The sequence below is a fragment of the Enterobacter sp. CFEC122 genome (assembly GCF_052983755.1).
In genome coordinates, this window is sequence record NZ_JBRIQR010000003.1 from 42,817 (window position 1) to 54,461 (window position 11,645).

At 60.2% G+C, this 11,645-nt stretch carries 10 protein-coding genes; 4 read left to right on the top strand and 6 right to left on the bottom strand.

Annotation, left to right across the window (positions count from 1 at the left end):
• The first annotated feature begins 3 nt into the window (after positions 1-3).
• The 4 genes from ACVCAM_RS03610 (at position 4) to ACVCAM_RS03625 (ending at position 6,523) form a co-directional block, all read left to right on the top strand.
• Positions 4-2,670 carry a hybrid sensor histidine kinase/response regulator gene (locus ACVCAM_RS03610; RefSeq protein WP_407223363.1) on the top strand — a complete coding sequence of 889 codons (2,667 nt, stop codon included), beginning with the start codon at positions 4-6 and terminating at the stop codon, positions 2,668-2,670.
• The gene (locus ACVCAM_RS03615; RefSeq protein WP_407223364.1) at positions 2,667-4,841 is read left to right on the top strand and encodes a glycoside hydrolase family 2 protein; all 2,175 of its coding nucleotides are present in this window, start codon (positions 2,667-2,669) and stop codon (positions 4,839-4,841) included. Before ACVCAM_RS03610 ends, ACVCAM_RS03615 begins: the two co-directional genes overlap by 4 nt.
• A 94-nt stretch (positions 4,842-4,935) precedes the next feature.
• Entirely contained in the window at positions 4,936-5,223 is a 288-nt protein-coding gene (locus tag ACVCAM_RS03620; protein ID WP_023292372.1) for a VF530 family protein, read from the top strand.
• 7 nt (positions 5,224-5,230) lie between these two features.
• A complete protein-coding gene (locus tag ACVCAM_RS03625; protein ID WP_070532128.1) occupies positions 5,231-6,523 on the top strand; it encodes a glycoside hydrolase family 10 protein in 1,293 nt (430 codons plus the stop codon).
• A gap of 40 nt (positions 6,524-6,563) precedes the next feature.
• Here the strand turns inward: ACVCAM_RS03625 and dsbG are convergent, their stop codons facing one another.
• The 6 genes from dsbG to ACVCAM_RS03655 form a co-directional block, all read right to left on the bottom strand.
• The gene (gene dsbG, locus ACVCAM_RS03630; protein ID WP_070532130.1) at positions 6,564-7,322 is read right to left on the bottom strand and encodes a thiol:disulfide interchange protein DsbG; all 759 of its coding nucleotides are present in this window, start codon (positions 7,320-7,322) and stop codon (positions 6,564-6,566) included.
• Positions 7,323-7,363: 41 nt separating this feature from the next.
• Positions 7,364-7,975, bottom strand: coding sequence for a DsbA family protein (locus ACVCAM_RS03635; protein ID WP_023327514.1), 612 nt, complete (start codon positions 7,973-7,975; stop codon positions 7,364-7,366).
• Between the two features lie 7 nt (positions 7,976-7,982).
• Complete coding sequence (locus ACVCAM_RS03640) at positions 7,983-10,007, bottom strand: protein-disulfide reductase DsbD family protein (protein ID WP_407223365.1); 2,025 nt, start codon at positions 10,005-10,007, stop codon at positions 7,983-7,985.
• A 48-nt stretch (positions 10,008-10,055) separates the two neighbouring features.
• The gene (locus ACVCAM_RS03645) at positions 10,056-10,427 is read right to left on the bottom strand and encodes a hypothetical protein (protein WP_159125223.1); all 372 of its coding nucleotides are present in this window, start codon (positions 10,425-10,427) and stop codon (positions 10,056-10,058) included.
• Positions 10,428-10,514: 87 nt separating this feature from the next.
• Positions 10,515-11,075 (bottom strand): RNA polymerase sigma factor, encoded by a 561-nt coding sequence (locus ACVCAM_RS03650; protein WP_407223800.1) that lies wholly within the window; start codon positions 11,073-11,075, stop codon positions 10,515-10,517.
• Positions 11,076-11,080: 5 nt separating this feature from the next.
• Complete coding sequence (locus ACVCAM_RS03655; RefSeq protein WP_032674830.1) at positions 11,081-11,500, bottom strand: hypothetical protein; 420 nt, start codon at positions 11,498-11,500, stop codon at positions 11,081-11,083.
• Positions 11,501-11,645 lie beyond the last annotated feature (145 nt).

Consider the following 11,645-nt stretch of genomic DNA (forward strand, 5'->3'; position numbering starts at 1 on the left):
ACGATGAGCGCATTCACGTACGATCTTAACGCGCTGCCGGCCGCCGTCATGATTTATGACGCCGAGGAACGCCTGCAGGCCTGGAATCACAACGTGGCCCTTTTTTATCCGGTCATTACCCCGTGGCTGAAGGTGGGCACAACGCTGGAGTCGCTGGCGGAACGCTTTATCGACGCCGTTTACAACGTCGACCCTGGCCTTCGCCAGACGCTGCGCGAGTCGATCGTGCGCAACTGTCGGCAGGATAAACACTGCGAAGTGCGGCAGGCAGGCCAGCGGCGGATCTTCGTCCAGCACCAGCGCCTTGCGGACGGCGGCATTGTCAGCCTGCACAGCGATGTCACGGAGCTGGATGAAGCGCAGCGGGCGCGTCATCAGCTGCATGACGATTTTCTGCTGACGGCAGAATCCATCCATATCGGGATCTGGGACTGGCAGGTGTCTGGCGACACGCTCCAGGTCAACGATACCCTGCTTGCCATGCTGGGCCAGTCGCGCACCCAGTGGCGATATCCGGTGCGTTTTCTGCTCAATCAGGTCCACGAGAACGATCGCGCTGCGCTGCGCAAGGCGCTGCACGCGTCGAAGCAGGATCATCGTCCGGTCTTTGAATGTGAAATTCGCGTGCATCACCCTACCGAAGGTCTGCGCTGGATGCTGCTCTCCGGCCAGGTGGTCACGCTCTCCATTGAGGGAAACGCCGAGCGCGTGATTGGCACGCTGCAGGATATTACGCGCCGCAAGGAGGCTGAAATTCAGGCGTTCGCCTCGGCCATTGAGGCACAAAAAGCCAATGAGGCAAAAAGCGCGTTCCTGGCGAATATGAGCCATGAAATTCGCACCCCCATGAACGGGATTATCGGCATGACCCAGCTGTGCCTCGATACCTCTCTCAGTGCCGATCAGCGCGATTACCTGACGCTGGTGATGAGTTCTGCCCAGTCTCTGCTGCATATCATCAACGACATTCTCGACTTTTCCCGGATTGAAGCCGGCAAAGTGGAGCTGGAGGCGGAGCCCGTCCCGGTCCGCCCCTTCATTCAGTCGCTTATTCGCCCCCACATGCCGGGGGCGAGCGAAAAAGGCATTGAGCTGCTGGTCGATATTGCGCCCGACGTTCCCGACGTGCTGCTGGTCGACGGCGCGCGGCTGCGCCAGATCCTGACCAATCTGCTGGGTAACGCGCTGAAATTTACCCATCAGGGGGAAGTTATCTTGATTGTTGAGCCCGACGATAGCGCGGATCGATGGCGTTTCCGGGTGTGCGACAGCGGCATTGGCATACCGGCAGATAAGCAGAAAGCCATTTTTGAAGCCTTCAGCCAGGCGGATAACTCAACCACCCGACGCTATGGTGGTACGGGGCTCGGGCTAACCATCTCTGCGCGACTGGTCGCGGCGATGGGCGGCGAATTAACGGTCTCCAGCGAGCCGGGGAAAGGCAGCGAATTTTCCTTCGTGCTACCGCTTGCGACCCAGGCGCCCGGCCCGGAGGAACGCCGGCATAGCCATCGCTTTAACGGGGAACCCGTGCTGGTGGTTGATGATAACGCGACCAACCTGCGGCTAATGGCCGCCATGCTTAGCCAGATGGGGTTGAAACCCACCTGCGTTAATAACGCCAGCGAGGCCATCAACCGGGTTAAAACCGGAACGGCATGGCCCCTGATCCTGCTGGACGCGCAGATGCCGGATATGGACGGCGTGTCGCTGGCTCTCGAACTTTCGGTGCTGCCGCAGGTTGCTGAAAGCCACATCATTATGCTGAGCTCCATGAGCCGACATTTTGATATCAATATGCTGAAGCGGATCGGTATCCAGAACTACCTGCACAAACCTATCGCCCAGAATGAATTGCATCAGGCGATTGCCGCGGCGTTTGAACGTGCACCAAAGACGGTGAGTGAAAGCGCGCCCGCGCCCACCGTCGCGCCGGACACGGCCGGGCTCAGGGTCCTGCTTGCGGAAGATAATCTGGTCAACCAGAAGGTCGCCGCGCGCCTGCTTGAGCGGCTCGGGCACACCTGTCAGATCGTCGATAATGGCGTCGCACTGCTGGAACGCTGGCGCGCGGGCGTGTGGGACGTTTTGCTGATCGATCTTCAGATGCCAGAGATGGACGGTGAGACCGCCATTCGCCTGCTGCGTGAAGAAGAACGCGCCCGGCCCGGACCGGCGCAGCCCACCGTCGCCATGACGGCACACGCCATGCAGGGGGATAAAGAGCGCTGTCTTCAGATGGGGTTCGACGGCTACATTGCCAAACCCATCAGCCAGGAGCGTCTCGCTGAGGAGATTGCTCGCGTGCTCCCGCGCCACGATGACCCTTCCGCCTTCCCGGATGAAGCACGTCTGCTGAAGCAGTGTGCTGACGACCCTGCTCTGGTCCAGGAGCTGCTGGCCTTGTTTGGCGAAGGGCTGGAGGAGGCCATGAAGGCCATTACCCTGGCTATCGACAGCGACGATCGTGAAGCGCTGCGCCGCGCGGCCCACAAGCTGCGAGGAGAAGCCGTCACGCTGGATTTCGGGCGACTCGCCCGTCAGCTGCAGGCGCTGGAGAGCGAGGCGCACACGCTGGAAGGGCAACAGCTTGCGATACTAAACCAGCAGCTTCAAAAGGAATCGCTGCGCCTGATGGTGTGGCTCAACGCGCGCGGGGTAAACGCATGATGACTCGCAACTGCGCGCTGCTCGTTGCTCTGTTGACCACCCATACGGTGGCGAACGCTGCGCCGGTCAGCTGGTCTCTGGCCGGAGAATGGCAGGTTCAGGACGCCAATGATAGCGCGCATCCTGCCGCATCAGGCTGGCGCCCGCTTCAGGTCCCCGCCAACTGGTACAGCGCCGGGTACGATCATCAGGGCGCGCTGTGGTACAAGCACGCGTTTTCCCTGCCCGTGCAGCCGCCCGACGTAATGAGCACCCTGGTATTTGACGGCGTCGACTACCTGGCCGAGGTCACCCTGAACGGCCAGCCGCTCGGCCAGCATGAGGGCTATTTTCAGCGCTTTTCGCTGGATGCCGGTCAAGCGTTACAACGTCACAACCAGCTCGTGGTCAGGGTGGACAGCCCTTACGAAGATCCCACTAAGGTCTGGCCGCTGCATAAAACGGTCATGAAGGGGATCCTTAACCAGCATGACACGCGTCCCGGCGGGGCCTGGTCACCGCAAGGACAGGACGCCAACTCGGGCGGCATCTGGGCGCCGGTGAGGCTGCATCTTAGCCGGGGCGCTACCCTTGATGAGACCATCCTGCGGCCAGACTGGTCACATGGGCTGACGCACCCCGCGCTGAAAGCAGACATTCGCTATCGCGCACTCGGTCAGGGCCCGGCGACCGTGCGGCTCACCGCCACGCCCGCCAACTTCAGCGGCAGGCGCTATCAGGCTGACTTTCCGGTTACCCTCGAAAGCGGCGCCCATTCCGTGCAGCTGACGCTGCCCATGCCGAAGGCAAAACTGTGGTGGCCCGTCGGTACCGGAAAACCCCACCTGTATACCATTCGCGTGGCATTGCGGGATGAAAACGGCCTGATGGATACGGCGGTCACCCGCACCGGGCTGCGTAAGATCGTCGAGCAGCCCGACAATAAGGGCTGGCTCATTAACGACAGACGCCTTTTCATTAAGGGCAGTAATTACATCGGATCCCCCTGGCTCAGCACCATGACGCGAGAAAAATACCGTCGCGATCTTCGTCTGGTGGAAGCCATGAATGCCAACGCCATACGCGTGCACGGACACGTTGCCGGACGTGCGTTGTATGACGTGGCCGATGAGATGGGCATGATGATCTGGCAGGATGTTCCGCTGCAGTGGGGCTACAACAATAGTGCGGCTTTCACGGAAAATGCGGTTCGACAGACGCGGGAGATGATCGAACAGTTCGGCAATTCCCCCGCCATCATCGTCTGGGGCGGGCATAACGAACCGCCGTGGAACTCGCCGTGGATGGAAAAACGCTTCCCGGACTGGAATAAAAATCTGAATCGCGAGCTCACGCAAAAGGTGGCGGATACGCTTGCCGAAGACACCTCACGCATCGTGCACCGCTTCTCCGCCGTTGAGGAGCATTACTGGGCGGGCTGGTACTTTGGTACCGTACGCGACCTGCTTGCTCCGGCCAAAACGGAGATCATCACCGAGTTCGGCGCGCAGGCGCTTCCCCGCTTATCGACGCTAAAAACCATCATCCCGGCGGCGTCGCTCTGGCCCAAAACGACCGCCGCTGACGATCCCGGCTGGACCGTCTGGAAATACCATAATTTTCAGCCCTTCCAGACCTTTAAGTTTGCCGGTATTTCGCGTGGGGACAACATTCAGGCGATGATCCGCAATACTCAGGCGTACCAGTCGCAGCTGGTGGCCACGGCGGCAGAGAGCTACCGTCGACAGCGCTACCAGCCGGTGACGGCCCTGTTCCACTTCATGTTCGTGGAAACCTGGCCCTCCATCAACTGGGGCGTGGTGGACTACCTGCGTAAGCCTAAAGCCGGGTTTTACGCCTTAAAACGCGCCTACCAGCCTGTTTTACCGTCCATTGAACCGGTCACCGCGCAGTGGCAATCCGGGGCGGCGGCGACCGTGCGTCTGTGGGCCATCAACGACACCTGGAAACCGTGCCGCGAATGCCGTCTGAGCTGGCGCATCACCCAGCGCGATAAGGTGCTGGCAAAAGGCACGACGACGATGACGATCGCAGCAGACTCGGGAACGATGGTAAAAGCGGTCACGGCCACGCCCGTGGGCCAGGACGACGTGTCGATTCGGTTTACGATTGAAAACAGCGCGGGAAAAATTGTCGGCGAAAATCAGCGCACGGAGTCCGTCATAAAGTGAGCGAGGGGAAAAGGAAAATTGCCGCTTCCCCTGCTTTCTTGTACCCTTTCAGCGTTTACCCCAATCCCCTAAAAATCGAGACATCCGGACGCCTATGACTGCACATATTTCCAAAGATCCTTTGCATGGCGTAACGCTGGAGATGATGGTCAACGCCCTGGTGGCAAAATATGGCTGGAGCGAGTTGGGTGACCGCATCAAAATTAACTGTTTCAGAAAAGACCCCAGCGTTAAATCGAGCCTGAAATTTCTGCGCCGCACCCCGTGGGCGCGCGCGGAAGTTGAAGCCCTGTATCTGGACTCTCTCAGCGATGAGGGAAATACAGAGCAGGCGGCGCCCGCCTTTAATCCCTGGGCTAACAGTCGGATTATCAAGAGCTAATACGCAAATGACGCGACACGTAAAACGGATTGGTGCGCTGGCTGCCTGCGCGCTTTTACTTGTAAGCTGCTCCTCAAAACCACCCAAATCGCTGGTTACCCCTCTTCCCACCGTCAGTAAACCGACGCCGCAGGCAAACGCCCCGATGCGCGGGATCTGGCTGGCGACCGTCTCGCGTCTCGACTGGCCGCCGGTAGCCTCGGTGAATGGCCGCAGCGCGGACCAGCGCATCGCGATGCAAAAGCAGGCGCTGATCGCAAAGCTCGACAACCTTAAGCAACTCGGCATCAACACGGTCTTTTTCCAGGTGAAGCCGGACAGCACGGCGCTCTGGTCATCCAAAATTTTACCGTGGTCAGATATGCTGACCGGCAACATCGGTGAGTATCCGGGATACGATCCGCTGCAGTTTATGCTTGATGAAGCGCACAAGCGCGGCATGAAGGTCCATGCCTGGTTTAACCCCTATCGCGTGTCGACCAACACCAAACCGTCCACCATCGCCGCCCTGAACCGGACGGCATACCAGACGCCGTCCAGCGTTTATGTCCAGCATCCGGAATGGGTCCGCATCTCGGGTGACCGCTTTGTGCTCGACCCGGGCATTCCGGAGGTGCGCGACTGGATAACCAAAGTGGTCACCGAAGTGGTGGCGAACTACCCGGTAGACGGCGTGCAGTTTGATGATTACTTCTATGCCGAATCGCCGGGATCCGCGCTCAATGACGCGCAGAGCTGGCGGCAGTACGGCCAGGGGTTTGCCTCAAAAGCCGACTGGCGAAGACACAATACGCAGCAGCTGATTGTCCAGGTCTCCCGCGCGATCAAGCAGACAAAACCCAACGTGGAGTTTGGCGTCAGCCCGGCGGGCGTGTGGCGCAACCGCTCCTTTGACCCGGCAGGCTCAGACACCCGCGGCGCCGCGGCCTATGATGAATCCTACGCCGATACGCGTCAGTGGGTGCAGCAGGGCCTGCTGGACTACATCGCGCCGCAGATTTACTGGCCCTTCTCCCGGGATGCCGCACGCTACGACGTGCTGACCAGATGGTGGGCCGACGTGGTGAAGCCGACCCACACTCGCCTGTATATCGGCATTGCGTTCTACAAGGTTGGCGAGCCGTCGAAAAAAGAGCCGGACTGGACGGTTCAGGGCGGCGTGCCGGAGCTGAAAAAGCAGCTCGATCTCAACGATTCGCTGCCCAACGTCAACGGCACCATCCTGTTCCGGGAAGATTACCTGAACCAGCCGCAGACGCAGCAGGCGGTAAACTATCTCCGTGGACGCTGGGGTAGCTGAATGACCACCAGGCAGAAACGCCCCGTTTCTGCCTGGTCTTTTACGGCTTCGGCCCGAACATCGCCTCGAGCTGCTGCGCATCCGGCATCCCCACCACCTGCTGCAGCTCGTTTTCCGCATTCAGATAGTAAATTGCGGGCGTGGCGTTAGCGCCGAGGCTGTCCATCAGCGCCTGATGTTTCTGTAGGATCGCAACCGTTTCGCGGGAAGCCTCGCCTTCAGGCTTGGGCAGTTTTTTGCCGCCGGAAAGCTCGTATTCGCGCCAGGCCGAAACCGGATCTTTCGCATTCAGAATGGCGGCGGCGTTGCGTCCGCTGTTGGGGTTGAGGAACGCCACCAGCAGCGTATTGAGCTGCACCTTACCGGCCTTCACCCACGGCTGCGCCTCGGACCAGAACTGCTTGCAGTACGGGCAGAACGGATCGGCAAAGACAAAGACCTTGCGCGGGGCGCTATCCGCCCCTTCCTTCAGGGGATGCGCCGCGTTGAGGTTTTTCCACATCTCGCGTCCCATCGGGGCGTAGATCTCTTTCTGGAAGTAGCCCTCGCTGAGGTTCTTCCCTTTGTCATCATAAAGATAACCTGAGATCACGTGCTTGCCGTCCGGCGTGAGAAAGAGCGTCACGCCCATATCCTGATACTGCCCCAGCCAGGCTGGCGCCCCGCCCGGCGCATCCAGCTTCTTGATGATGTTGATCTGCTGCTGCTCGCTGAAGTGCTTCACCACATCCGGTATGGCTTCAGCCGCCTGTACCAGCCCTGACGTCGCCAGCGCCGAAAGTAACAGTAATTTTTTCATTTCCCTCTCCGGTTTATCGGGGGCATTTCGCCCCCTTCAGGTTAGCGGTTTTTCAGTGCGTCACTGACCATTTCGTCGAACTGTTCGAACGGCACCCAGCCGGGAAGCAGCCCCTCGCCGATAAGCGTGGCAGGCGTGCCCTGGATCCCCATTTTTTCCGCCACAATGAGGCTGCGCCTGATCGTCAGAAAACTCTCCTCGTCCGGCGTCGTCACGCTGACGCCCGCCCGCTTTTGCGCCTCCTGAATGCTGGCGTCATCGTGGTACCCCTTTTTCGCCATCAGGGTGTGGTTCAGCTTCATAAACTGCTCAGGATGCGCACGCCAGACGGTTAACGCGTCTCGTGCGGCAGTCAGCGAACTTTCCGAGCGGAAAGGTAAAAACTTAAAGACCACCGCCACGTCCGGGTGTTTTTCGACAATCTTCTCCAGGTACGGATCGAATTTTTTACAGTACGGGCAGTTGTAGTCGGTAAACACCACCAGGGTGAGCTTTGGGTTTTTCGCGCCGATGCGCGGGGAGTTTGGATCGTTAAACAGGAAATCAGCGATCGTCTTCTGCGCGCGCTGCTCCTGGTCCGGCGTCAGCGGCTGCGCGGCGAATACCTGAAGCGGGGCCAGCAGGAGCAGAAGCGTAATAAGGAATTTTTTCATGACACAGTTAGCCTTTTGCGTTGTTCAGGGTGGTGACCAGGGTGCGCTTGTCCAGCAGCGGCGAGAGGATCTCGCCATCAGGCAGGCCGGGGCCATACACCGCGTTAAACGGAATGGCGTAGCGGTTTCGCTTCGCCAGAAAATCCGCGATAAACGCGGACGGCTGGCTCCAGTCCCCGCGCAGGGCCACCACGTCCGGCTGGCGCAGCGCGGCAATCACGTCCGGCTGACTGAGTACGCGGTGCTCGTTAACTTTGCACGTCACGCACCAGTCCGCGGAGATATCCACAAACACCCGTTTCCCCTGCGCCAGCGCGTTCTCGATAGCCTCTTCACTGAGCGGCTGCCACGGGATAGTCTGCGCAACGCTTTGTGCAGGAGCGTCAGGCGGCGCGTTAAGCAGACCGCGCAGCTGATACCCGCCGAACGCCGACAGCGCGATGACCACCAGCCAGAACAAGAGCGAAGATTTTTGCCCCTTCAGCGCGAACAGCACCAGCGCAGCGGCAGTCAACGCCAGCATCACGATCTGGCTGACCGCCTCGCCCAGATGCGCGCTCAACAGCGTCGCCAGCCAGAGGCTGGAGGCCAGCATCATCAGGCCAAGGATGACCCTGAGCGTGTTCATCCAGCGGCCGGGTTTGGGCAGCAGCAGGGCCGCTTTCGGCACCAGGGCGACGAACAGCCACGGCAGGCTCATGCCCACGCCGAGCATCAGGAAGATCAGCCACAGGGCGTGCAGCGGCGCGCCAAGGGCAAAGGCGACCGCGGTACCGAGGAACGGCGCGGAGCACGGCGTTGCCAGCAGCGTGGCGAACATCCCTTCGCAGAAGCTGCCGCCGATCCCCGCTCCCCCTGCCGTCGCCAGCCGTCCGGCGGCGGCAGAAGGGAGCAGCATCTCAAACGCCCCAAACAGGTTCAGCGCAAACAGGAAGGTCACGGCAACCATCAGGCCGATAAACCACGGGTTCTGGAACTGAATGCCCCACCCCAGCGACGCTCCGGCCAGCTTCAGCGCGGTGACCATCCCGGCCAGCAGCATAAAGGAGGTGAGGATCCCGGCGCTGGTGGCGAGGAAGCGCAGCCGGATGGCGCGCCTGTCCGATCCCGCCTGCAGGATGCTGTTAAGCTTCATGCCCATTACCGGCAGCACGCAGGGCATCAGGTTGAGGATCAGCCCGCCTAATAACGCAAAGAGCACCATTTTTCCCGTCCCGTCCGGTGCGGAGGTTTCTTCGGGCGTTGCCCCAACGGTCATGGTGGTTTGCTGCGCCCGATCGCCGTTGGTCAGCACAAACGACAGCCTCTTGCCTGCCAGCGAGGCGGGTTTGTCTCCCCATTCGTCGGTCACGGGCACCGTCACCCGAAGCGCAGTGCCGTCGTGTTTAATGACCGGCTCGCCGGGCAGAATATCGCCCTCCAGCGGGTCAAAGTAGATCCCCGGATTGTCCCATTTCCCGTCCGTGGTGCCGGTAATCACCAGCTTGTCGCCAGAGAGCCAGGCCGAAAGATCCGACGACACGCCTGATGAGCCCGGAACGGCGCGCATCGCTTGCCCGAAGGCGCTACGGAAGCCCTCATCCACCGGCAGGGTAAAATCGAGATGCAGAGGGTAGTCCGTCAGCAGACAAACCTTGCTGCACGTGGAGAGCGTCAGCGTCCCGTCGAGCGTGTCGCCCTTCGCTCCGTCGAGAACGATCGGGATAGTGACCTTATCGTGATAGCCCTGCGTCGTCATGCCGGAGATATCGAAACGCGACGGTACCGGCCAGGACCAGCTGTCCGTTACGCCGTCCGGCCAGCTGATTTTCGGGGCCACGCCGCCCTCGCCCGGCGATCGCCAGTAGGTTTTCCAGCCGGGCTTTAGCTCAACGGTGAGCAGACCCTTAATGTGCGTTTGTTCCCTCTCCGCCTGAAGGCGGATGCGGGCGTGATCGTTTTGTGGGGAGACCAGCCAGCCGGTGTCCGCCGCATGGACAATGCCTATGCAGGACAGCCACAGGAAGACGAATCCCCTGAAGAGGTTAACCATGTTGTACTCCGTGAACAGTGAAAAATTATCGTGTGAGGACGATGTTTTTCATTCACGGAAAACGCAGTTTTTCAGGTGTATTCGGGGAGGCGATGCCTGAACGGGCTGTTCCGCGGGAGCCAGTGCCCGCCCTTGCGTAAACAGCCGCAGCAGCGCGAAGAAGATAATAATGGCCGGCAGCGCGCCGTCGAAGAACAGCGGCTGCGCGCAAAGCAGCGAGTGCGCGCCGAGCTGACACGGCGACGGGCCGGATTGCTCAGTGGTGCTGGTTTGAGCCGGGGCATCTACACTCAGTGAAATCTGCGGATCCAGTCCCTGTAAAAAATGGTTGAGCATCACCGCACGCTGCACGAGGCAAAGCGCCATCGCGAGACAGGTGATAATCAAAAGCCATTTTCCGAGGAGCTGACGGTTGCGCATAACATTCCAGAGTGACAAGACGCCCCGATCATAAACGATAGTGATGAATCTACAAGTGCCGGAAGTGTAAGGTTTTGTCTGTCGCCGCTATTCGCCCGTCAGCGCGTCATAGACGTCCCGCAGCCGCGTGCGCAGAAACAGCACCGCCTTGTGCTTGCGGGATAACAGCGCCTGTTCGCTGGCGCCGGTCTCCTCTGCCAGCATTTTGATGCTGTAGCCGTGGAGCTCGGTCTTTTCAAATACCTCCCGCTGCGGCGGCGAGAGTTCAGACAGCGCCTGGCCCAGCTCTTCCCAGAGCAGCGTCTTGAGATACTCCTCCTCCGGCGTGTGCGGTACGCCGAACAGGGTTTCGGCCAGCTCGTCTTCCGGAAAATCCTCGTCGTCATCGCCCGTAAAATAGCCGGAGAGCGACACCTCGCGCTTTTTACGCGCCCGGTCGGTCATCTCATTACGCGCCGCGCGGAACAGCCAGGCGGCGACGTTTTCGACCGGCTGCTCCACTTTCATCAGCTGATACGTCACTTCCTGCAAAATGTCGTCGGCATCATCGCGCACGGACGTCCGTCCGCGAATGAAGGCTTTCAGCCGGGCGCGGCAGGCATTGAGCGCCGACATCAGCATGGATCCGCCCGCCTCCCCGGCTTTCATCTCGCTCACTCCGCGTCCGGCGCTTTTGGCGTGGCGTCATCGCGCTTATCGTCACGATGGCCGTGCCAGCCGCAGTGACCGCGTCCGTGGCGACCAAACCCTTCGCGACGCTGCTGAATAAACGCCTCACGCTGTTCGGGCGTCATGTTCATCCAGCGCTCGTGCATCCGGCGGTGCGCGCCAAACATCCCCGGGCGGAACCCCAGCCCACCGAACAGAATGCGGCTCAGCACCAGAATGCCCAGCGCCTGCCAGAATCCGATGGCCTTCACGCCCAGGATCGCCGGGAGCAAGGCATTCCACAGGGACATCACTAGCAGGCCGAGCACGATGAAAATCACCGCGCCGATGATTAAACCTTTGCCCATACGGTGGCGACCGAATCCGCGCCCGTGACCTCTGCCGTGCATTTCAAAATCTCTCATGGTGTTTACCTCGTTTGCAGTAACTGATTATGGCGTGTGATGAGGTAGACGGATGAGGGAGGGAAATATTGCTGGGGTGAATGAAAAATTTTGAGTGATGACGCAACTCCTCCCTCGCTGAGATCGATGTACATCATGATGTTGC